Source organism: Dorea sp. AF36-15AT (assembly GCF_003477705.1).
Taxonomy (GTDB): domain Bacteria; phylum Bacillota; class Clostridia; order Lachnospirales; family Lachnospiraceae; genus Claveliimonas; species Claveliimonas ammoniilytica.
Map to the genome: position 1 here is coordinate 124,930 of NZ_QUDV01000001.1, position 25,108 is coordinate 150,037.

The 25,108-nt window shown below is 37.5% G+C and carries 16 protein-coding genes; 13 read left to right on the forward strand and 3 right to left on the reverse strand.

The window, feature by feature from the left end:
- Positions 1-46 precede the first annotated feature (46 nt).
- From DWZ93_RS00555 to DWZ93_RS00575, 5 genes are all read left to right on the forward strand, one after another.
- Positions 47-1,879, forward strand: a complete 1,833-nt coding sequence (locus DWZ93_RS00555; RefSeq protein ID WP_243061040.1) for a GBS Bsp-like repeat-containing protein — start codon at positions 47-49, stop codon at positions 1,877-1,879.
- A 35-nt stretch (positions 1,880-1,914) separates the two neighbouring features.
- Positions 1,915-3,927 carry a L,D-transpeptidase family protein gene (locus DWZ93_RS00560; protein ID WP_118451674.1) on the forward strand — a complete coding sequence of 671 codons (2,013 nt, stop codon included), beginning with the start codon at positions 1,915-1,917 and terminating at the stop codon, positions 3,925-3,927.
- 122 nt (positions 3,928-4,049) lie between these two features.
- Positions 4,050-6,944 (forward strand): N-acetylmuramoyl-L-alanine amidase, encoded by a 2,895-nt coding sequence (locus DWZ93_RS00565; RefSeq protein WP_118451675.1) that lies wholly within the window; start codon positions 4,050-4,052, stop codon positions 6,942-6,944.
- A gap of 131 nt (positions 6,945-7,075) precedes the next feature.
- Positions 7,076-8,845 (forward strand): NlpC/P60 family protein, encoded by a 1,770-nt coding sequence (locus DWZ93_RS00570; protein ID WP_158574265.1) that lies wholly within the window; start codon positions 7,076-7,078, stop codon positions 8,843-8,845.
- Positions 8,846-8,863: 18 nt separating this feature from the next.
- Positions 8,864-11,539 (forward strand): transglutaminase domain-containing protein, encoded by a 2,676-nt coding sequence (locus DWZ93_RS00575; protein ID WP_147364645.1) that lies wholly within the window; start codon positions 8,864-8,866, stop codon positions 11,537-11,539.
- Positions 11,540-11,588: 49 nt separating this feature from the next.
- Here the strand turns inward: DWZ93_RS00575 and DWZ93_RS00580 are convergent, their stop codons facing one another.
- From DWZ93_RS00580 to DWZ93_RS00590, 3 genes are read right to left on the reverse strand one after another with little or no spacing between them, the layout of a single operon-like run.
- The gene (locus tag DWZ93_RS00580; protein ID WP_118451677.1) at positions 11,589-13,118 is read right to left on the reverse strand and encodes a BCCT family transporter; all 1,530 of its coding nucleotides are present in this window, start codon (positions 13,116-13,118) and stop codon (positions 11,589-11,591) included.
- Positions 13,111-13,842, reverse strand: coding sequence for an NTP transferase domain-containing protein (locus DWZ93_RS00585; protein WP_118451678.1), 732 nt, complete (start codon positions 13,840-13,842; stop codon positions 13,111-13,113). Before DWZ93_RS00585 ends, DWZ93_RS00580 begins: the two co-directional genes overlap by 8 nt.
- A gap of 12 nt (positions 13,843-13,854) precedes the next feature.
- On the reverse strand, positions 13,855-15,624 hold the full coding sequence (locus DWZ93_RS00590) for an NTP transferase domain-containing protein (protein ID WP_118451679.1): 1,770 nt from the start codon (positions 15,622-15,624) through the stop codon (positions 13,855-13,857).
- Between the two features lie 173 nt (positions 15,625-15,797).
- Between DWZ93_RS00590 and DWZ93_RS00595 the strand changes: the two genes are divergently transcribed.
- The 8 genes from DWZ93_RS00595 to DWZ93_RS00630 all read left to right on the forward strand — a co-directional run bounded on the left by DWZ93_RS00595 (position 15,798) and on the right by DWZ93_RS00630 (position 25,092).
- Positions 15,798-16,265, forward strand: coding sequence for a hypothetical protein (locus DWZ93_RS00595; RefSeq protein ID WP_118451680.1), 468 nt, complete (start codon positions 15,798-15,800; stop codon positions 16,263-16,265).
- Positions 16,266-16,288: 23 nt separating this feature from the next.
- Complete coding sequence (locus DWZ93_RS00600; protein WP_118451681.1) at positions 16,289-19,519, forward strand: leucine-rich repeat protein; 3,231 nt, start codon at positions 16,289-16,291, stop codon at positions 19,517-19,519.
- A gap of 161 nt (positions 19,520-19,680) precedes the next feature.
- Complete coding sequence (locus DWZ93_RS00605; protein ID WP_118451682.1) at positions 19,681-20,544, forward strand: LicD family protein; 864 nt, start codon at positions 19,681-19,683, stop codon at positions 20,542-20,544.
- 64 nt (positions 20,545-20,608) lie between these two features.
- Positions 20,609-21,589, forward strand: coding sequence for a glycosyltransferase (locus tag DWZ93_RS00610; RefSeq protein WP_118451683.1), 981 nt, complete (start codon positions 20,609-20,611; stop codon positions 21,587-21,589).
- Between the two features lie 53 nt (positions 21,590-21,642).
- The gene (locus DWZ93_RS00615) at positions 21,643-22,911 is read left to right on the forward strand and encodes a lipopolysaccharide biosynthesis protein (protein WP_118451684.1); all 1,269 of its coding nucleotides are present in this window, start codon (positions 21,643-21,645) and stop codon (positions 22,909-22,911) included.
- Positions 22,904-24,049 (forward strand): glycosyltransferase family 4 protein, encoded by a 1,146-nt coding sequence (locus DWZ93_RS00620; protein ID WP_118451685.1) that lies wholly within the window; start codon positions 22,904-22,906, stop codon positions 24,047-24,049. The genes DWZ93_RS00615 and DWZ93_RS00620 overlap by 8 nt, the downstream gene beginning before the upstream one ends.
- Positions 24,050-24,051: 2 nt before the next feature.
- Complete coding sequence (locus tag DWZ93_RS00625) at positions 24,052-24,744, forward strand: glycosyltransferase family 2 protein (RefSeq protein ID WP_118451686.1); 693 nt, start codon at positions 24,052-24,054, stop codon at positions 24,742-24,744.
- 12 nt (positions 24,745-24,756) lie between these two features.
- Positions 24,757-25,092 carry a DUF2304 domain-containing protein gene (locus DWZ93_RS00630; RefSeq protein WP_118451687.1) on the forward strand — a complete coding sequence of 112 codons (336 nt, stop codon included), beginning with the start codon at positions 24,757-24,759 and terminating at the stop codon, positions 25,090-25,092.
- Positions 25,093-25,108 lie beyond the last annotated feature (16 nt).

The window sequence follows — 25,108 nt, forward strand, 5'->3', positions numbered from 1 at the left end:
TGCTTTATAAAGCTATAAACAAATACAAGATAAAAGGAAATAAAAAATGCAGCAAGATAAAATGAACATAAAGAAGAATGCTATAATAATTGTGAAGAGCGTTGGTTTGTTAGTATCAACGATAGTCATACTGTTATGTTTTAGTATTAAATGGATGTTTGAGACATGGGCAAATTTAACTATGGATGAATTAATATATCACCTTAAGGCTCCATTAGAAGGAACGAATGAGGATATGATATGGGGTTACATATTGAAATGTATATTGCCTACAATTATTATCTTTATAATTGTATTCGCAATTATGAAGATGATAAATAAAAAAGGGAAAAAGAATGGTAAATTTTTAGGTGTAATATGCGTTGTTTCAATAGGTGTGATGTGTATTAGTATATACAATGTATGGACTAAACTGGATGTTGGAGAATATATTTCAGGACAGAATGAATTTTCGACATTTATTGATGATAATTATGTGGATCCCAGGAATGTTGATATTGTATTTCCGGAAAAAAAGAGAAATCTTATTTACATTTTTTTAGAGTCGATGGAAACAACCTATACAGATGAAAAAAATGGCGGAGCATTTGAAGAAAATGTAATTCCGGAACTCACAAAACTTGCACAAGAAAACGAAGATTTTTCTGGAAAAAGCAAGAAACTGAATGGAGGATATTCATTAACAGGAAGTACATGGACGATGGGGGCTATGTTTGCTCAGACATCTGGATTGCCATTAAAAATATCAATTAGTGCAAACGAAATGGATACACAGAAAAGCTTTTTTCCTGGGATTGTAACGATTGGTGATATTTTGGGCGATGCAGGATATTCGCAGACGTTAATGATAGGATCGGATGCAACTTTTGGCGGAAGACGGTTGTATTTTACAGACCATGGAAATTATGATATTTTTGATTATAACTATGTTGCGCAGCAAGGAATGTTATCTGATGAATATCCGGTATGGTGGGGATACGATGATAAAAAGTTATTTGAATTTGCAAAAGAAAAATTAAACGAATTATCAGATCAAGACGAACCTTTCAATTTGACTATGCTAACAGTTGACACGCACTTTGAAGATGGATATGTATGTGATAAATGTGATGATAAATTTGTGGATGATCAGTATGCAAACGTAATTGCATGTTCGAGTAAGCAAGTAGAGGAATTTGTTGAATGGATTAAGCAGCAAGATTTTTATGAAGATACAACAATTGTTATATCAGGAGATCATCCAACGATGGATAGTGATTTTTGTGAAAATGTGGATGAAAATTATGGACGAAGAGTGTATACGGCATATATTAATGCAAGTGATAATCCGAAGAGTTCTATGGCAAGAACCTACACAACATTTGATAATTTTCCGACAACATTGGCTGCTATAGGAGTTACAATAGAGGGAAACAGACTAGGATTGGGTACTAATTTATTTTCAAGTGAGCAAACATTGTCTGAACGCTATGGATTGGAAACTGAAGAAAAAGAAATGAAAAAGAATTCGGAATTGATGATAGAATTAGCTGATATCGATGAGAGTAGTGAAAGTCTGCTGATTAGAGAAGGAATAATACCTACTGGACAAATGACAGTAGGGGAGTATCAAATAGAAACAGGAATAATTCCTGTCCGTATAGAAAATATTACGGGAGGCGACAATATACAAGCTATTAATATAGCAGTTTGGAAAAAAGAAGATCAAAGTGATTTGCAATGGATTGAAATGCAGTATCAAGAAGATGAGAATTATGTGGCAGATATCGATATGAGTAAATTTGATTATGAACAAGGTGAGTATAATATTCATGCGTATGCAATTACCAATGATGGTGAACAGTATTTTATAGGAGGTGGAATGGGATATAAACAATAATAGTTACTTGTTAATATGAGAATGAGGAGGAAAAGATGAAAAAGAGAGTAAAAGGAATACTGTTAGCTACGTTTTTAGTATGTTTTAGTTGCTCATTTGTGTCATATGGAATGGAACAAAAAGCTGTAGAAAACATCGAAAATGAGGAATCAACCGATGGCGAGCTGAAGATTGAGAAACAGATGGATAATCAGGAAGTGATTATACCTGAAGTCGAAAATGAAACAGAAACAATGCCAACTCATGTTGGATGGTATGTAAATGAAAATGGAGATACATACTATTATAATCAGGATGGATCATTGTACTATGGATGGCGATACGAAAGTGGCAAATGGTATTATCTTGATGGAACGAATGTAGATAACCCTGGAAGCATGGCTACAGATACTATTGTTAAAGTAGGAGCACAGTATTATTGCTTTAATAAAGATGGTGTTATGCAGTCAATGGGTTGGATACTGCGCCCAGAAGGTTGGTATTATGCGAATGCAGATGGAAGTCTGGTGTTGGGATGGAGATATATTAATGGAGTGTGGTATTATTTAGACGGAAATAACACAGAACATCCAGGACTGATGGCAGACAATTGCGTAAAAAATATAGGAGGAAGTAATTTCTATTTTGCAGCCGGAGGAGCAATGCGAACAGGCTGGTTGCTATATCCGGAAGGCTGGTATTATGCGGACTCTAGTGGAGCACAGGCAATCGGATGGAGATATATTAATGGAGTATGGTATTATTTAGACGGAAATAACACAGAACATCCAGGACTGATGGTAGACAATTGCGTAAAAAATATAGGAGGAAGTAATTTCTATTTTGCAGCCGGAGGAGCAATGCGAACAGGCTGGTTGCTATATCCGGAAGGCTGGTATTATGCGGACTCTAGTGGAGCACAGGCAATTGGATGGAGATATATACATAATACATGGTATTATTTTGATGGAAATAATGAGCAGTATCCGGGATTAATGGTGGAAAACTGTGTAAAGGATATTCAGGGTTATAAATATCATTTTAGTGCTGGGGGTGCAATGCAGTTCGGCTGGTTACGTTATCCAGAGGGCTGGTACTATGCTAATACGAGTGGAGCGCAGGCAATAGGGTGGCAACGAATAGGAAATGCTTGGTACTATTTTGATGGAAATAATGAAGAATATCCGGGATTAATGGTTAGTGATTGTACGAAAGAAATAAACGGAAATGCATATATATTTAATGCAAGTGGAGCAATGCGTGAAGGTTGGTATTATGATAATGGGGATTGGTATTATTATGATCATTCTGGCTTAATTGCTTCTGGTTGGCGTGCGATTAATGGCTACTGGTATTTCATGGATCCAGATAATGATAATAAAATGGTAAATTATGGGTGGAAATTGTTTGGTAATTATTGGTACTTTTTCCATAACAGTGGAGCAATGGCAACAAACTGGCTTGCAATAGGAGGAAATTGGTATTTTCTTTCCAGTGATGGGGCAATGAAAACGGGATGGCAGAATGTTGGTGGTACTTGGTATTATATGTATACTGCAAATGATTCTCACGGTGGTTCAGAAGGTGTGATGGCGAGAAATTGTTATATAGACGGGTATTATCTTAGTGCAAATGGAGCAATGTTATCACCAGAAGCAGCTAGATTGGTGTTGCGTGCACAGCCGTATAGTAGTAGAACAGGATATCTAATACTTGTGGATCGGGCAGCATGTCGAACAACTATTTTTGCAGGAAGTGCTGGAGCATGGAATCTGCTTTATGATTGGCAGTGCGCACCGGGCAAACCATCTACTCCAACAGTAGGAGGCGAATTTACGGTGGGATCAAAGGGATATTATTTTGATTCAGGAAATGCAAGATGTTATTGGTATACGCAGTTTTATGGAGATTATCTGTTCCATAGTGTATTATATAGCAAATATAATGGTCGACTTATGGATGGTCGTGTTGGTATGCAGTTATCTCATGGTTGTGTAAGATTACCTATCGAGAAAGCTAAATGGATATATGATAATATTCCAACCGGAACAAAAGTAGTAGTGTTTTAAGTCTATATAGAAAGAGAGGTAGATGACATTGGCGATTCTGCCCCTCTTTTTTTGTTGCGAGGATTACAATAATAAAGTATAATAGCGAAGTGACGAAGCGTTTTAACAAAGGGGAGGGGACAATGAAAGGACTTAAAAGAATGGTAGCGGTGTTTTTGGCGGCAGTTATGCTTTGTTTGATGCCAGTAACGGATATGAGTGTTATGGCAGAAGAAATATCAGATACAACCGTTACAGAAAATGATAGCTATCAGATAGAGAAGAGTGAAATAGAGAAAAATGTGGAAGCGGATTCAGGTCAAGATGAATCACAGATTGAAGAAGTAGAAAGTCAAGAGGTGGTATCGAACGGACTGCTGAATTATGTAGGAATTGATAAACCATATCTGACTTCTCCTGATACGCAAAAGATTGTAGTCTCATATGGGGATGGTACAGAAGCTATATCAGAAGCAAAGATTGTATATCAAAAAGCGGATGGAACAATTTTTGAAGATACTATGTCTTCCAGACAGGAAGAATTATTTCTGTTTGAACATTCATTTTCGGGTGAGGATAAAGGAACATATACATTACTTCGATTTGTGTATGTGGAGGATGGCGTAGAGCAGACAATCGAATTGCAAGACATAGATGTGGAAGCCATGTTTGGTGTTGATGAAGAGTATCCTGGTTATAATTCAGACTCTTCCGATGTGATTTCGCAAGAAGAAATCGACACGTCTGTAGTAAGTATAGATTCGGATGAGGTGGCTACAGCGCAGGGAGAAATTGCGGATGCTATTGGTAATACAGAAGAGGAGGAAGGAATTGCTACATATAGTTCAGATGAACAGACTAAAAATGGAAATGTAATAGTGGTATTGGATCCTGGTCATGGAGGAACTGATAGCGGTGCTGTTGGTAATGGATTACAGGAGAAGGATCTCACATTAAAAATTGCAAAATATTGCAAAGAGGAATTAGAGAAGTATTCTGGTGTGGCAGTTTATATGACAAGAGAGGATGATAGATACCTTGGAAATAGAGTTGGCGATGCAGCCTCAGATCTCGCTAATCGTGTGAATAAAGCGAAGGAATGGGGAGCAGATTTGTTGGTAAGCATTCATATAAATTCTGGTGGAGGTCAGGGAGTTGAAGTATATTATCCAAACAGCAATTATAATTCGGCAATTGGACAAGAAGGCAAAGATTCTGCTCAGAAGATTTTAGATGAATTGTTGAAATTGGGATTGAAAAATCGTGGTATTAAAATCCGTTCTGCTAATTATGATACGTATCCAGATGGATCGCTGGAAGATTGGTATGGAATTATACGACGTAGCAAATATGAAGGATTTCCGGGTATTATTGTAGAACATGCATTTATAGATAATGTAAATGATGCAGAAAAACTGAAGGATGAATCTTTTTTAAAGCAATGCGGAGTTGCTGATGCAACAGGTATTGCGAATCATTTTGGATTGTCAAAAGGACATTGGGAGTTGGATGGAAGTCAGTGGAAGTATAGTAATGGAGATGGTACATACAAGACATCGCAGTGGTTATTGTTAAATGGAGTATGGTATTATTTTGATGCGAAAGGCATTATGCAGACAGGTTGGACAAAAGTAGGGGATGCCACATATTATATGGATGCCGGTGGAGCAATGCGGACAGGTTGGCTGTATTTGGATGATACATGGTACTATCTTGGAACTAGTGGCGCAAGAGTGGCTGACTGTTGGCAGTGGATTAACAATAAATGCTATTATTTTGATAATGATGGATGTATGGCTGCGAATACTTGGATAGGAGATTCTTATGTAGATACCAGTGGAGCATGGGTGCCAGGAAAACAAAAAGTTGTATCAGGTTGGAAAGTAGTATCTGGGCGATGGAAATATATGGAATCGAACGGAGAATACGTAAAATCCAGATGGCTGTTAGTGGGAAGTACATGGTATCACTTTGATGCAAATGGCTGGATGCAAACAGGATGGTTATTGACAGGGAACACATGGTATTATCTTGAATCCAGTGGTGCAATGATAGCGGGAAGATGGCAATGGGTCAATGGGAAATGCTATTATTTTGATAATAATGGATACATGATGGCAAATACATGGGTAGGAGATTCTTACGTAGATGCCAGTGGAGCATGGATACCTGGAAAACAGAAGCCGACGCCAGGCTGGAAAGTAGTATCTGGGCGATGGAAATATATGGAATCGAACGGAGAATACGTAAAATCCAGATGGCTGTTAGTGGGAAGTACATGGTATCACTTTGATGCAAATGGCTGGATGCAAACAGGATGGTTATTGACAGGGAATACATGGTATTATCTTGAATCCAGTGGCGCAATGATAGCGGGAAGATGGCAATGGATCAATGGGAAATGCTATTATTTTGATAATAATGGATGTATGGCGAGTGATACCTGGATTGGTAATTGGTATGTGGATGCGAACGGTGCATGGATTCCAGATAAACAAAAGCTAACAAATATCATGGGGACTTCTTCAGTGACAGCCTTACAATTATCAAATTTTTATAAAGCAATGAATAAAAAATATCCATCTTACTATTCGCAGAATGATAAAGAAGCTAAGACTATAGAAGACTTCTGTAAGATTTATGTCGAAGAGTGTAAGAAGGAAGGTGTAAGAGTAGAAGTTGCATTTGCGCAGGCAATGGTTGAAACAGGATATCTCTCATTTGGCGGAGATGTTGATATATCACAGTATAATTTTGCTGGCATGGGAGCTACTGGAAATGGAGTGAAAGGCAATTCGTTCAGTACAGTTCGTCTTGGTATACGTGCGCAGGTTCAGCATTTGAAATGTTATGCGTCAACAGACAAACTGAATGGAGATCGTGTTGATCCGAGATGGGGAGAGTGGCTTAGAGGTAAAGCACCGTATGTTGAATGGCTTAGTATTCCTAATAATCCATACGGAACAGGATGGGCAGGATCGGCTACATATGCTGAAGTGATAAAGGGTATCATGGAAAATATTAATAAATATAATTAGTTGTAAAGAGACGTTTCTTGCATGACGCAAAGGAATGTCTCTTTTTGATTTATAGTGGAATAGTATGGAAAATTCAAAAAGATATTGATACAATAGCAGTATAGATAATTTATAGGAGAGGAAAGGGAGAAATGATTCAAAAAGTACGAAAGATTTTCATGGGATTTCTAGTATTGACATTATGTGTTCCGATGAACACGGTGTTTGCAGAAGGAACGAATGGACACTCAAAAGAAGTTCAAAGTATATCATTACAGGAGGATTCGCAAAAAGAAGAAAAATCTGAAAATGAAAATTTACAAGTTCCAACAGAATCAGTAACAGGAGAAAATATTGACGATTCGGGAAACGTAGATTTTCCGCAAGAACCGGAGGTTCCATCATCAGAGTGGACAAGCGGATGGAATTTTTATGAAGGAAATTGGTATTATGCCAAAGAAGAGAATACATTATATTTTGGTTGGATTTATCTGAATTCAAAATGGTATTATCTTGATGGGGAAAATGCAGGAATTATGGCTTGTAATGAGATGAAAAAAATAGGCGATAGTTATTATGCATTTGATGGTAGTGGTGCAATGCAGATAGGCTGGGTGCTTCGACCGGAAGGATGGTATTATACAGATGCGAGTGGAGCGCAGGCAATTGGTTGGAGATACATTCGAGGAGTATGGTATTATCTTGATGGAGCTGATACAGAGCATCCTGGATTGATGGCAGATAATTGTACAAGAAACATAGGAGGAAGTAATTTCTACTTTGCAGCCGGCGGAGCAATGCAGACAGGGTGGGTGCTTCGACCAGAAGGCTGGTATTATGCAGATGGCAGTGGAGCACAGACTATAGGTTGGAGAAAGATTGGTAATGTATGGTATTACCTGGACGGAGATAATGCAGAGTATCCAGGATTAATGATTAGTGATTGCTCGAAAGAAATAAATGGAAATACATATACGTTCAGAGTCAGTGGAGCAATGGCAACGGGATGGTACCAGAATGGAAATGACTGGTATTATTATGATGCATCAGGTCTTGTAGCGTCTGGCTGGAGGAATATAAAAGGATATTGGTATTATTTAGATCCGGCAGAGAATAATAAGATGGCAAATAGTGGCTGGAGATTAATTGGTGATAACTGGTATTTCTTCTATGGAAGCGGTGCTATGGCGACTAATTGGCTTGCGTTGAATGGTGAGTGGTATTGGTTTTCCGGTGATGGAGCAATGAAGACAGGCTGGCAGGTTGCTGGTGGTGTCTGGTATTATATGTACACTAAGAATGATACTCATGGCGGTTCAGAAGGTGTCATGGCAAAGAATACAGTAATTGATGGATTTGTAGTACATGAAAATGGAGCGTATATTCGGGCTAAGAATAAATTGGGATGGCAGAATCCGGCTGGCTATCCGCAGGTAAGTTCATTGACTGTTATGCTCCCATCATATTGTACAGGGTATTTTACATACGTTACGCCGTCACGTATTTCAATATATGCATCACGACAGGAATGTGTTGATGCATTTATTGCAAGAGCATATGAATATCTCGGAACAAGATACATTGAGCCATGGTCAAGTTATCCGGGAGACGCAGTTGACTGTTCCGGATTTGTATTACAGTGTTTGTATGCAACTGGAATGGATCTTGGAATTTATAATCCATATAATCATAGATGGATAGCATCACAGACATATAATTCAATGAATTGGTATAATAATAATACTTTTATGCCGGTTAGTACAAATTCTTTGCAACGTGGAGATTTGGTATATTATAGAGGACACGTAGCGATATATCTTGGAAATGGGCAGATAATTGACTCATGGCCGGGACAGGGAGTGTCTGTAAAACCAATTGGAAGCAGAGGAAGAGTGATTGGTGCAGCAAGACCATATGTATAAATAGTGAAAGGAATGAGTGTGAAAGATAAAAATAAAGTATTAAAGATTATTTTAATGTTTTTTTGCATGAGCGTATTGATTGGAAAAGGAGTAACGGTTTATGCTGAAGAATTCCAATATGCCTATAATGACGTAGCCAGTTATGGTGATGTGACTTTAAAGGTGGAATGGAATGAACCTGAATTAGGACAACCTACCACTTTTCATGTTTCCGCATCTGGTGGCAGTGGGTTATATAAGTTTAATATGGAGGCTCCTAGCTATTCGAATCCAGAAGAAAATTCATATGAATCAGTTGCAGATCCTAGTCGAGGTGAGTGGACTGAATATACAGATGAATGTGATAGCCATGACTATACATTTACAATGACAGCGTCAGGTATTTATAATTTTAGATTTCATGTTATGGATTTGGTATCTGGAGTTACATATTTGCGAACGAATACATATATTCAAGTAAACGATGCAAATTATCCAAGTGTTAATGATGTTATTAATTCAGCTGTTAAACAGTGCAATGGCAAAGGAAATAATTCTGAATATGAAAAAGCGTTATGGCTACATGACTGGTTATTGGAACAGTTGGAGTATGATAATTCATTGAAATGGTCTTCGTCGGAAAGTGCATTAACCAGAGGCCTGGGGACATGTCAAAGTTATGAAAGTGCTTATTCCAAATTGTTATCTGCTATCGGTATTGAAAATTCTGAAGTAAGAGATACCTATGATGGTCATACCTGGAATGCAGTCAAACTAGATGGTGAATGGTATCAAGTGGATTGTACTTGGGATGATTCTAATGAAAACTGGTATGATTTTGATCAAAGACATTTGTATTTTGGACTTACAGATGAATTAATGGCATTGGCTCATCCGGGACACGCAAAAATATATAATGATATGAATTATGGTACGTGTTCTACAAATCTGAAAAATAATTATTTTGTCAGAAGTGGCGATGCGGCAAAATGGATAGAAACATATAGAGATAGAATTGAAACGAAGCTAAATTCTAAAGAGACAAAATTTGTTGTTGATGCGGATAATGCTAATTATCCTCCTAGCATATCAGGAATTCAGAATGGAATCATTGCATATGCGATAAATCAGACAGAATGGTCGCATGATAATACTAAGATTCAATTAACTGCTATAGGTAATGCAACTGGATTTGAGTTTGAAACGACATATGAAGAGCAAAATAATGTTAGTATAACGGGTTGGCAATATATAGGTGGTAAATGGTATTATTATGAAGAACTTGGTATGAAACATCCGGGTGTAATGGCAAAAGATTGTGTTATGACAATTGGCGATTCGGAATATTTGTTTGATGCTAATGGATGTATGCTGACTGGCTGGCAGAAACGGTCGGAAGGATGGTACTATGCAGATTCAAGTGGTCGAATAAAAAAAGGATGGCAATGTATTAATGAAGCCTGGTATTTCCTACAGACAAATGGAGTAATGGCGCAGGAGTGGCTTTGTCTAGATAATACATGGTATTATCTGGGAACAGATGGGGCCATGAGAACAGGTTGGCAATATCTTGGTGGTACCTGGTATTTTCTACAGTCAAATGGGACAATGGTACAGAATTGGCTTTATCAAAATGGTACGTGGTATTATCTGGGGATAGATGGAGCAATGAAGACCGGCTGGCAACTTGTCGGAGACACTTGGTATTTCTTGCAGTCGAGTGGAGCAATGGCACGCAATTGGATTTACCTGAATGGTACATGGTATTATCTGGGAGCAGATGGAGCAATGCAGATTGACTGGCAATATGTTGGAGGAGCTTGGTACTATCTGGAACAAGACGGGCATATGGCCATAGGATGGAAGAAAATAAATAATGTCTGGTATTATCTGAATGGCTCGGGACAAATGGTTACAGGAACGCATAGGATTAATGGAAGTAACTATTATTTTAATCAGAGTGGAGCTATGGCTGAGATGGAATTATCAGACCTGATTGCGGATGCGTTAAAACCAGTAGGAAATACATTGTATGTGTGGGGCGGTGGCTGGAATGTACCGGATAATGGCTCTGGCGAGACTGCTTTGTATATGGGTGTTTGGCCGGAATGGGAACAGTATTTTCAGAAGAATAAGCAGAATTATTCCTATCGACCGGGACGGACTGCCTGGGAAAATGGACACAGAGAATCCCGTTTTTGGGGTTTGGATTGCTCGGGCTATTTAGGGTGGCTAGTATATAATTCTGTACAGAATGGAAAAGATTACAATGGATACGTAGGTGATGCAACGAAGCTGGCTAAGTCATTAGCGGGATATGGTTTTGGAACTGTTTCCACATGCACACCTAACAGCAAGTTTTATCCTGGAGATATTGTTAGTATTAGTGGACATTGTTTCCTGAGCCTTGGACAGTGTAAAGATGGAAGTGTCCTTCTTCTGCACAGTACACCAAACGGAGGTGTGCAGATGAGTGGAACGGTAAACGGAGGCAGTAGTTCACAGGCTTCCAGACTGGCACAATCCTTCATGCAACAGTATTATCCGGATTGGTGGACATACTTTGGCAAAGAAGGAAGGCAGGCCGTAAATGCAAAGGTATACTTATACGGTACAAAACTCACATGGCAGAATACTGGAGCGGTGTACGACTCACAAGGATTGCAATGGAAAAGTGCTGATCAGATGGTAGAGTATATTAAAACAATATTATAATGATAGGGAAATGTATATGGGGTAGGCTAATTCAGCCTACCCCATTGAACTATTGACCATTCATATATTTTTTTGCATCTTTTAGAAAACTGAGAGTAATCAGTACGATGACGGCTCCGATTGGAAAGGCAGCAATGATACTTACCGATTGTAGATTACTCATGGAGCTATCTGAAAATACCAGAGCAATTGGCAACAGAATTAATAATATACACCACATGAATTCAATTAACCGATGCGGGGATTCGTTTTCTCCCAGTCTGTGATAGCTGTAGCAGGCACCTATTAAAGCAATTGAATCAAATGATGTGGCATAAAAGGCAACCATCGTGATAAAAAGCAGTGCGAGAATCAGTGGAGCACATGGAAGAGATTTTACGATAGCAATGATGATTTCATAAAGATCTCCATTCTTCTGATACATGGCCAGATAATCTGCTGCACCGGTGATCTGCTGCTTAAGTGAATAATTGCCAAGAATGATAAAACTAATGATTGTTGATCCGCAGCCAAATACGTATCCGCCTAAGATTGTCTGACGCACTGTTCTGCCTCGGGATATATTACCAATAAAGAATGGTGTTGCTACGCACCATACCATCCAGTATGCCCAATAGAAGATCGTCCAGTTTTGTGGAAATGAAGTGGTTCTCTGTGGGTCTGTAAATGTTGCCAGTTGGAAGAAGTTCTGGAACATTCGGCCTACAGAAGAAAAACCAGTTTCAATAATGTATTTGGTCTCGCCGCTAAATAAAAGAACAAATGCCAAGAGACCAAAGAATAAATAAATGCATGATTTGGCAAGAAAGCTGATTCCTTTAAATCCATGTAAAAGGGAGTATGTATACACGGCACATGTCAGTACTAATATTATAATGGTCACAACCGTTCGGTTGATCTGTATATGGAACAGTTCACCAATTACACTTGCCATTAACGGAGTAGCAAGACTGAACGTAGTAGCAGTTCCGGCTAACAGTGCAAATACTGCAAGTAAGTCGATTAACCGTCCAAGAATACCATCGGTATATTTACCAAGGATAGGACGACATGCTTCAGAATACTTCTGACGATCACGTTTGCGTACATGGAGCATAAAGCCGAATGCAACGGCAAGTACAAGATAGAATCCCCATGGAATCAGACTCCAGTGGAAAATAGGGTATGTACTGGCCCAGTCCTGTATGCTTCCTAATTCTGCAATATGCGGATCAGAAGCGTAAAGAATCCATTCTGAAAAAGAATAGAATAAAATGTCAGCGGCTAATCCGGCAGTAAACATCATAGACCCCCAGGCAAAGAAAGAAAATTTAGGCTTTTCATTCGGGGCACCAAGTACGATGTTACCGTATTTGGAACATGCAACATAGATAGAAAGGAGAAAAATACCCAGTCCAATAATTAAGTAATACACACCAAATGTGTCTCCAAGCAGAAATCGTATATTGCTTAGAACGGTATTGGATTGCGTTGGGAAAGAAAAGAATAATACACATAAACCAATAATCATGATTAATGGTAAAAGTGTGATCATCCAGTCGATATTGTGTGGATTTGCGGATTGTTTCTTGTTATTCATTTGTGTTTCCTCCATTCAGATAACGTTCGTATTTGGAATCGATAGCGGCTAATTCCTGCAGGTTGTCAATTTCTATGATGTCATTCTCATGCATTGTCTGGATACCAAGCTGGTAATCATTCGGATGACAAAACAGTGCGACATCATCCCAGTATATTTGAGTGTTCTTTTTTTCTTTAAATTCCAGTTCCAGATGTTTTTTTAGTTTGCGCCCGTCCTCTTTATTCCATCGGGAAATGCTGTATAATTGCCAGCCATGTGATCCACCGGTTCGGCTACAGGAAGTAACAATATTATCGGATAAAGTGAGCAACCATTCATCGGTTGGGGTATCTGTCCAAATACAGTTATATCCTGATCTTTCGAATTTCGGATGTAAGATCTGTGGATTATATATGATCTGATCACCATCTAATATGATGACATCCTCCAGATGCTCGCGGGCAACATACAAGGATGAAATATTATTGCAGGTATCATAATAAGGATTTTCTAAGATTTTTACTCCAGGATATTGTTCTTCCAGTATATAAAACTGTTCTTTTAAATATCCAACAACGATATATATTTCATAGATTCCGTTTTGGTGCAATCCTTCTATAACAGTGTCAATCATACGTGTTCCGTTTACAGATACCAGTGGCTTAGGTGTGGTTAAAGTTACTGGCTGCATTCGTTTGCCGAGTCCGGCAGCCATAATGATGGATCTTTTTACTTTATACATGGTGTATTCTCCTTATAATAAATTTCTATCGATGCATTCTTTTTTTGCCAGTCGTGAATATTCTTTGGCGTAGCGATATTGCTTTAATGAATACTCGCCAAAATCAACACCAAGATTACGTTTGTATTCACACCAGTTACTCCAAAGAAGACCGGCTACCGCAACATAGCAGTATATTTTAATACGAGTCGTATCCGGGCAGTTCCCATTAAAGTAAATATCAATTAACTGATCAATCTGTTCCCTGGTATAGAATGCGTAGATACTGAACATTGCTATATCGACATGTGGATCCTGCATTCCGGCATATTCCCAATCTATCAGACGAATGTCTTCATTCCCGGATGAATCTGTGCAGAATAAAAAGTTATCAGGTACAGCATCGATATGTGTCAATACTTCATCAGCAGCGTATTTGTCAATGTAGTTTTTGAGTGCAAATACTTCTGCCTTTGTTTTCTGATAGTCTCTATAAACAGAAGCTTTTCCTTCCCATAGTGTTTCGTAGAAATCTATTTGTCCGAATAAATCAAAACGATGGTTTACTTTTAATTTTAAATCATGGAAAGATCGCAACTTATTCATGCATTTGGTTATATCTTCGGTTGATAATGGATCACAAACACGGGCATTATCTAAGAAGCGCGTGAGTTTATATCCATTTTCAGGATTGATATATTCAATATCATCGCAGATATGTTTATCTTGAATTGTTTGATAAACGGCTGCTTCATTTCTTCGGTTGATCAACTGATCGGTTCCTTCGCCAGGAATACGCATGATATGTTTGATCCCCTGATAGTCAAAGAGGAAAGATCGATTGGTCATTCCTTTTTTCAAGACTGTAATGTTACAGATGTCTTCCTGGTTTCCGTTAAGAGCATCTGCAGCTATCTGCAAGATGTCCGATTGTAAATGATTAGAATGCTCATCAAGTTCTCGTAATTGTTCGTAAGTATTTATTTCTACTGCGTTTGAACCAGGTATGATTCTGGCTGGAATCACCATTCTGTTATGATTGTATAATGCCTCTTCCCAAAAGCATCCATCATATCGGGCGTCATTATCTAAAGAAGATAATCGCTGCTGAATATATGAAGAATCATTTTCAGAAAGATATGAAATACCGATCATCGCATTGCCGATAGCCGTTTTAGAAATAGCGGTTAACTCCATTTTTCGATTAACACGAACAGAACTTTCGTTAGTTTGTGTATCACTCACCATATACCATGAATACAGCTCGTGTGTGTGGAATGGATTGTCTTTGCACCAGATATCACAAGGAATGATATAGGAATTCTTCAAATATTCTGATGCAAGATTGAGAGAATGCAGATTGTTTTTTGATGCATAGTCTGCATTTACAATCAATGTAACATCATATTCATCGATCAGGTATTCATACTGTTCTTTCATGAATCCTACTACAATGTAGATATTATGAATATTGGCTTCGTGCAGTTGCCTGATAATACGTTCGATTAAAGCTTCACCGTGTATTTCCAGCAATCCTTTTGGCGTTTCCGTGTTAATTGGAACCATTCTCATTCCAAAACCCGCAGCGAGTATAATGGCATTCTGCGGAACAGAATGCTTATACAATGCGATTGCTCTATCCGTAGGCTGCATGGTAGTGGTGAGATAGCCATCAGATGTAAGCTTTTTGATGGAACGATTCACAATACCAAGAGAATGACCGGAGCAATCAGCTAGTGAACGTTGTGTTGCATTTGTTGTAGTAAAAATTGCGTTCAAAATATCATATTCTTGAATGTTCATGTACTTAGCACCTCCGAATTATATGAACAACTATATGATATATATATATTAAGGAAATGTCAAGGGAGAAAACTATAGATTTATCATATGATTGAAAGAAATATTAGGAAATGCTACAATTTTATGATATATGTTGCACAAAAAGTTTGTGAAAGACAAAGTGAGGATAAGGTATGAGAAGAAAAAGATTAATCGCGTTACTTGGCGCAGGAATTATGGCTGCGAATCTGATTGCGCCGGGTAGTATATCGGTGGTACAGGCATCGGAAGTGGAGACAGAACAGACTGAGGATGCCGGACAGAATACGGATGTAGAAGAATCAGAAGAGGTTGGGGAAAAACCAATTGAAGAGGAAACAGTTACAGAGAAACCTGAGCAGGAAGAAGCTGTCGATGCAATTGGACAGTCCGAAAGTAACGACAGCACAGATTTATCTGTAGACACACAGGCAGAACAAGGAGTAATTAAAGATAGTGGAGCGTGTGGAGCAACAGAAAATGATGATGTAACATGGACTGTGTATGATACGGACTTTGATGGGAAGGGCGATAAGCTTGTGATAAGCGGAGAAGGGGATATGATGAGCCCTGCTTATTCCGGTGCTTATCCCTGGAAAGCAAATGCATATGAAAAAATATAAAGACATTAGAGATCCAGGAAGGCGTGATAAGTATTGGAAGTCATGCGTTTGATACTCTAACAGGACTGTCTGGGAATCTTGTGTTGCCAGAAGGGCTGAGAACTATCGGAAAACAGGCATTCAATGGTCGTAGCGGATTTACAGGAGAGCTGGTTATTCCGGATAGCGTGATCGAAATAGGTGAATGGGCATTTAGAGAATGTAGTGGATTTACAGGAAAGTTAGTTATTCCAGACAGTGTAACTACAATCGATAATTATGCATTTGATGGTTGTAGTGGATTTACAGGGGAGTTAGTTATTCCGGAGAGTATAACTGAAATAGCAGACTCCGCATTTGGGGGCTGTAGTGGATTTGATAGCCTGAAACTTCCGAAAGGGTTGAAAAGTATTGATGGTGGTGCGTTTGCCGGCTGCAGAGGGTTCATGGGAGAGTTGGTTGTCCCGAATAGTGTAACTGAGATCGGTAATTCGGCATTTGCAAACTGTAAGGGGTTTACAGGAGATTTAAATATTCCGGATAGTGTAACTAAGATCGGTAATTCGGCATTTCTTAGATGTGATGGATTTACAGGTGGGTTAAATATTCCGGATAGTGTAACTACAATCGGAGAATGGGCATTTAGAGAGTGTACTGGCTTCGCAGGAGATTTAGTTATTCCGGGTAGTGTAACTGAAATTGGAAATATGGCGTTTTGGTGCTGCAGTGGATTTTCGGGAAGCCTGGAGTTATCAGAAGGATTAAAAAGTATCGGTGATACTGCATTTGGAGGCTGTAGTGGATTTGATAGCCTGAAGCTTCCGAAAGGGTTGAAAAGTATTGAAGGTGGTGCATTTGCCGATTGTAAAGGGTTCAAAGGCGAGCTGGTTATTCCGGATAGCGTGACAACAATAGGTAAGGGGGCATTTTCTGGTTGTACTGGCTTCACAGGGGATTTGGTTCTCCCGGATAAGTTGACATATTTGGAAGAGTATGCATTTTCTGGTTGTACTGGCTTCACAGGGGATTTGGTTCTCCCGGATAAGTTGACATATTTGGAAGAGTATGCATTTTCTGGTTGTACTGGCTTCACAGGGGATTTGGTTCTCCCGGATAAGTTGACATATTTGGAAGAGTATGCATTTTCTGGTTGTACTGGCTTTACAGGAGATTTGGTTATTCCAGGTAGTCTGACTAAAGTAGGTGATCATGCATTTGAAAATTGCAACGGTTTCACGGGAAAGCTAGTTATCTCAGATGGTGTGGATGAAATCGGGGTTAGTACATTTGAAAATTGCAACAGTTTTAAGGGAAAGTTGATTCTTGCGGATAGTGTAACTAAAATAGGAGATTATGCGTTTAATGATTGTAGTGGTTTTACAGGAAATTTGATTCTTCCGGATAGCATGACTAAAATAGGGGATAGTGCATTTAAGGATTGTACTGGTTTCACGGGAGAGTTAAATATTCCAGATGGCGTAACTACACTTTATTTTACATTTTCGGGGTGTACTGGTTTCGTGGGAAAGTTGGATATTCCAGATAGTGTAACCGCACTTGTCGGAACGTTTTCAGGCTGTAGTGGTCTTACAGGAAAAGTGGTTCTTCCAGATGGCGTAACTGAAATAGGATATGAAACATTTAAGAATTGTACTGGATTAACGGGAGATGTGAATATTCCGGATAGTGTAACTGAAATAGGAGATTACGCCTTTTACGGTTGTAGTGGATTTGATGGAAAACTGAAATTATCGAGAAAGATTTCAACGATAGGTTGGTCTGCATTTGAGGGATGCGAAGGATTTGTCGGGGATATTATTATTCCGCGAAGTGTTGAGAAAATTGACGTTCATGCGTTCAGAGGAATAAAAGGAATTTCATCTGTGACTGTACTTAATCCAAAATGTGAATGGAATATGTCTTATGGAAGTACTATAGATTGTGATCAGATTTGTGGTTATGAAGGTTCGACCGCACAAGCTTACGCCGAAGGCTACAATAAAAAGTTTAGCGTGTTTGAGTGTGAACATACTTGGGATAATTACTACACGGTTGATCAGGCACCAACGTGTACAGAAGACGGAAGTGAAAGTATTCATTGCAGCGTGTGTGATGAGATTAAAGAAAATAGTGAAAAAGTATTACCAGCAGTGAAACATAATTGGGATGATGGTGAGATAACAACAGAAGCAACCTGTACAGAAAAGGGAAAGAAAGTATATCATTGTACGAGAAAAGGCTGTACGGAAGAAAAGCAAGAAGAAATTGCAGCGTTAGGTCATGATGTGTCTGATCAGTGGATTGTAGAAACGGAAGCAACCTGTACAGAAGATGGAAGTAAATATCATCAGTGCAGCAGATGTGACGAGAAGCTGGATATAACCGAAATCAAAGCAACAGGGCATAAGTGGAATACATATTATACGATAGATGTTGAACCGGGACTCTGGACATGGGGGTGGAAAAGTATCCATTGTTCTGTGTGTGACGAAATACAGGAAGAATCAGAAGTGGCAATCCCGTATCTTATTCCTGCTCCAACCGGCACCTGGAAACAGGATTCCAAAGGCTGGTGGTATCAGTATTCTGATAACACATATGCAAAGAATGAGATTCTTACCATTAATGGAGTAGAATATGCATTTGGTGCTAATGGTTATGTCGTTAATGGTTGGTACTTGGATAATGGTGCATATTACTATTCAACCACATCCGGACTTAAGCGTGGCTGGATAAAGAGCGGAACATCCTGGTATTACATGGATCCGTCCACAGGAAGGATGGTAACTGGCTGGCAGACAATTGGAGGAAGTAAGTATTACTTCATGCCATCCGGAGCGATGTCTGTGGGTTGGAGAAGCGTTAACGGAACGTATTATTATTTCGCTTCATCCGGAGCGATCATGACAGGCTGGGTGCAGAGTGGATCGTATTGGTATTACATGGATCCGTCCACAGGTAAGATGGCAACTGGCTTTGTGGCTATAAAAGGAACAACATATTATATGAATGCATCCGGTGCAATGGTTACAGGCTGGTTCCAGCTTGGCGGCAAATGGTATTATGTGGCAGCTTCCGGAGCAGTTGCTAAAAAAGGATGGATCGGCAACTATTATATGGATAAAGATGGTGTGATGGTAACCTATGCCTATGTAAAGAATGGTGCAAAGTATTATTGGATTAATTCTTCAGGAGTTTATACGCAGACATATACAGAGAAGGACACCGTAGGATACACAATTTATGACCAGACAACTGGAACGAAGATGGATTAATAGAATGGGAATCGGCGTTGGCCGGTTCCCGTTTCTACATTCATGGTGAGCTACCATAAAAGGAATAGTTGGGGAATTCTTTACCTAACTAGAAAATTGTGATATACTAAAACAATCTATGAGATAAAAAGAGTTGTTGTTTCAGATAGAAAGAGATAAAAATGAAAAAAATAGTTAGAAACCAAGAGTATGATCCAAAAGTATTAAAAAAACTTCATGATTTGCAGCTTGAAATGCTGCAGGACTTAGAAAAGATATGTGATAAATATAATTTAAAATATTTTGCAGTCTTTGGAACAGCATTAGGAGCTGTAAGGCATAATGGATTTATTCCGTGGGATGATGATATTGATGTTGGAATGCTTAGAAAAGATTATGAGATATTTACACGAGTTGTTGAAAAAGAAATGGGTGATAAATATCAGATTATGACACCGGAAATTGATGAAAATTATGCTTGTTGTGTAACTAAGTTTCAGAGAAAAGGAACAAAGTTTGTTTCATATTTAAGTGATAAATTGAACTGTGATCAATGTATTTTTATAGATGTATTTCCGTTTGATTATATTGCGCCTACAAAGAGGAAAGAAACAGCACAACAGCTCAAAACTGTTTTTTTAGATCGATTGATTTATTTATGCGGATCAGCTCATCCGATTATTCCGTATACGGGAATAAAAAAGTGTGTTGCAACAGCTATATGTGTGGCAGTACATTATGGCTTGAAAGTTTTGCATATTTCTCCTAAATGTATATACAAGGCATTCGTAAAAGAATGTACAAAGTATAATTGTGGAAATTCAAAAAGAGTAACTTCATTTGGAGATGGAGCCTCTTTGCAGTATCAATCAAGGGTTGGAGAGATTTTCCCGTTGAAAACATTGGAGTTTGAAAATATTACGATTCAAGTGATGAAGGATGTGGATACACATTTGAAGAGAACGTATGGAGATTATATGAAAATACCTTCAAAAGAGCAACAAATCAATCATGCCCCATATATTATAGAGTTTGGAAAAGAATAAAATATAATGTTGAGAATTATGTGAAAAGTTATTGGTGAATTGGTTTGTTTAATAGGAGAAATGAATGAAATATAGTGTGATTATTCCGGTGTATAATTCGGAAAAATATTTAAGAAAATGTATTGATAGTATATTGGCTCAAAAATATAAGGATTTTGAAATAATTTTAGTTGATGATGAATCAAAAGATCTTTCGGCAAAAATTTGTGATGATTATGCGCAAAAAGATAATCGTGTAAAAGTAATCCACAAAACTAATGGAGGAACAGCAGATAGTAGAAATGTTGGAATAAGAGCTGCTTCTGGGGATTACATTATGTTTGTGGATAATGATGATTACTGGAAAAGGAAAAATACATTGGAAGATATTGACTGTCAACTGAATGAATCGCATGCAGATGTACTTATGTACGATACAATGGAATACTGGGAAAATGAAAATAGATTTACACAGTCGGGGAAAACATGCAAGAGACAAGAGATTGTTAACCAGCCAAAAGAATATGCACTTAAAACAGTTATAGAGCAAGGAATTCTTTATAGAGCGGTATGGGCGAAAGTTGTCAAGCGTCAATTGATAGTTGATCATAATCTTTTATTTGAAAAGGGTATTCGAAACGAAGATACAGAATGGACGGCTAAAATGTTATTATGTGCAGAAAGCTATGATTGGTATGAAAAAGTGTTTTATGTATATCGGAAGGGGACTGGCGAAGCACAAACAGACAAAAGAGTAACTTTTAAAGAAGTGAATGATTTGAAAAATATTTTGGACAAATATATTACTCTTGCGGATACAATAGAGAACTCTGATTTTCAAAAAGTCTTCAAATCATATTTGGCTTTTCCGTATGCAGTATTGATGGGACAAGTACAGGTGTTAAATAATGAAGAAAAAAAGAAAATCGGAATGTCTACAATAAAAAGATATTCGACAATATTAAATTATGATATGGATCCTACAGTTAAGAAAGTTGCATGGGCAAAAAAGATATTGGGATATCATATGACAGCATTTCTTTTGAAACTATATTTTATGAAATAAATATAATTTCAAAAGAAAGTTTTGATTATATTGCAAATTAGGATAGGATAAATATGGAGATAGTAAAAAAACAGCCATCTGAGAAAGAAATATATATATGGAACATAACAGGAAGTATGGCGAATGCCATGTTTTCAGTAGTTGCTTTGATGTTTGTAACGAGGGTGCTGAGTAACGATAAAACAGATATTTTTAGTATAGCATGGTCTATTAGTCAATTGATGGCTACAATTGGGACATATCAAATCAGAACTCTTCAAGCGACAGATGTGAAAGAAAGGTTCGGATTTAAACAATATTTTTCATTTCGAATCCTGACAATAGTAGTCATGATGTTATGTAGTGTTGCTTACGTTATGGTTAAACATTATGAGGTGTATAAGTCGGTTATAGTAATAATAGTTTGTGCTTATAGAGCTGTGGAGTCTTTGACAGATGTTTATGAAGGATGGCTGCAGCAAAAGGAACGTCTAGATTTAGTTGGCAAAGCAATTTCTTACAGAATTTTTTTGACAGTTATTGCATGCGGGATTAGTTTGATTCTTACACATAGTTTGATGGCTTTTAGTGTTATGTTATTGTTGAGTGGTATATTCGGATTGTTTTTTTGGGATATACGATATTATATGACATTATGGAAGACGGAAAATACACAAATAAGTTGTGATGAAAAGTCATGGTTGACCCAATTATTTGTTGCAGGAACCCCACTTTTTATCAATGCATTTTTAATGATGAATATAACTAATACACCTAAAATGGAAATTGATTCAGCTATAATGGACAAATTAATGATTAGCGGTTCTCAAACAATATTCAATATTCTGTTTATGCCGGCATCGGTCTTGACTTTGGTATATATAGTATTTAGACCATTATTGACTAAAATGGCTATTGAATGGATGAATGGTCATAAAAGAAAATTTATAATCATAATTGGTAAGATTATGGGATGCTTAGCTGGGATAGGTGTAATAGTTGTTATTGCAAGTTATATATTGGGAATTCCAGTTTTGTCTATACTTTATGCATTGGATTTATCAAAATATAAAACAGAATTATTAATAATAATAGTTGGAGGATGCTTCTGTACGTTTTCATATGTGTTGGATAATGCGCTTGTTGTAATTCGAAAACAGTATTTACTTGTATGTGCATATGGTGTTTCGTGGATATATGTGAAGATTTTTGCACCTTTTGCGGTTGTGAAATGGAATTTGCGAGGAGCTGCATTAGCATATATGGCAAGTATGATAATTTTTTTTGTTGCGACACTGGTAATATTTATCGTTTGTATGGAGAGAGAAAGAAAACATGAATAAAAAATATTGCATTTTTGCGGCTCAATTTTTACCACATATGGGAGGAATTGAAAATTATACGTATAATATTTCAAAGGAATTGATTAAACGAGGAAATGAAGTTATTATCATTACAAATAATACTACCGGGAGTCCACTGCAGGAGAAAATAGATGGAATCAGAGTGTTAAGATTTCCGTGTTATAATTTGATCAATGGTCGTTTCCCTGTTATGAAATTGAATAAAGACTTTTGGAAAATTCATCGATATTTGAAGAAACAAAAGTATGATATTGTTGTAATCAATGCCCGTTTTTATTTTCATTCCATATATGCTGCTTTATATGCTAAAAAGAGGCGGACAAAAAGTATATGTATAGAACATGGGACAAGCCATTTGTCTGTGCATAATAGTTTGTTGGATTTTATTGGCGGTATGTATGAGCATTTTCATACAATGATTCTGAAAAGAATATGTAAAGATTACTATGGTGTTTCGGAAGCATGCTGTGAATGGTCGGCACATTTTGGAATCCGTTCAAAAGGAGTACTGTATAATGCCGTAGATTTGGATAAGATTGAACATTTAAAAGAGTTGAAGCAACGTGATTTCAGAAAGGAATATTCGATTGCAGGCGATGCATTGATAATTGTATTTACGGGAAGATTACTAAAAGAAAAAGGTATTTATGAATTGATCGAAGCGGTTGAACGATATAATAAGAATCATGAAGCAATTTATTTGATGCTTGCAGGTGAAGGGGAAGAAAAAGCATATGTTGAATCACATAGATCTGAATATATTATTCCATTAGGAAGATTGCAATTTGAGGATGTGATTGCGGTGTTAAATCAAGCAGATATTTTCTGTCTTCCTTCTGTATCAGAAGGTTTTGCAACGTCCGCATTAGAAGCAGCTGCGTGCAAATGTTATATCATCACAACTGAAAGAGGCGGAACGAAGGAACTGGTGCTTGATGAAAGTTATGGAACCATAATGAAAGATAATTCAGTAGACAATATATATAGAGCAATAGAAGAAGTGGTTGCTAATACTGGATTAAGAAAAGAAGGACAAGAATTGTGTTATAAGAGATTGGAAGACAATTTCACATGGAAGCATACGACAGATAATTTAGAGAGGATTATAGAAAAGTAATTATGAAAAAATTGATTATTATTCCTGCGTATAATGAAGAAAGTAATATAGAAAAAACTGTTACAGCTATACAGGAAAATGCACAAGGTTTTGATTATGTGATTATAAATGATTGTTCGACAGATCATACACGTCAGATATGTGAAGATAAAGGATATAATATAGTAAATTTGCCTATCAATTTAGGAATAGGCGGAGCCGTTCAAACTGGGTACAAGTATGCATTGAGACACGACTATGATGTGGCTGTACAGGTTGACGGTGACGGACAGCATGATCCAGAATTTCTTAGTGTTATGGCAGAACATTTATTTAATAATGATTTGGATATGGTAATAGGATCAAGATTTATTGAAAAAGAAGGATTTCAGTCATCACAATTGAGGAGAGTTGGAATTGTATTTTTTTCAAAATTGATTACAATTCTTACCGGTACAAAAATTACAGATCCAACATCAGGACTTCGCATGATTGGACGTAACGTGATGGCATTATTTGCTACTGATTATCCGAGAGATTATCCGGAACCGGAAAGTGTTGTTGCTGTATTGAGAAGGAAAATGAAAGTCGAAGAAATACCTGTCATCATGAAAGAAAGGACAGGTGGAGTATCTTCTATTTCTATGAAGAAGTCAGTGTACTATATGATTAAAGTAACGCTTGCAATTTTAATTGAACGAATCAGAAAGTATTAGAAGGTGAATGAGATGAATGTAAGAATTCAGATAATAATAGGAATAGCTGTTATATTAGCATTATGCGTAATAATAAATATGATTAGAAACAAGAAATTGGAACTTCGATATGCACTGGCATGGCTGATTGTAGGAGTAGGTATTTTTGTGTTAGATTGCTTCCCACAATTGATTACCTGGTTGGCACATAAACTGGGAATAGTGAGTCCGATTAATATGCTGTTTTTCTTGGGATTTTGTTTTTCGTTGATGATCATTTTTGTTTTGACTGTTGCGGTTTCAAGATCATCAATTAGGATAAAAGAATTGGCACAGGAATTAGCGTTGTATGAAAAAGAACAGAAGTAGTTTAGATGGATAATAG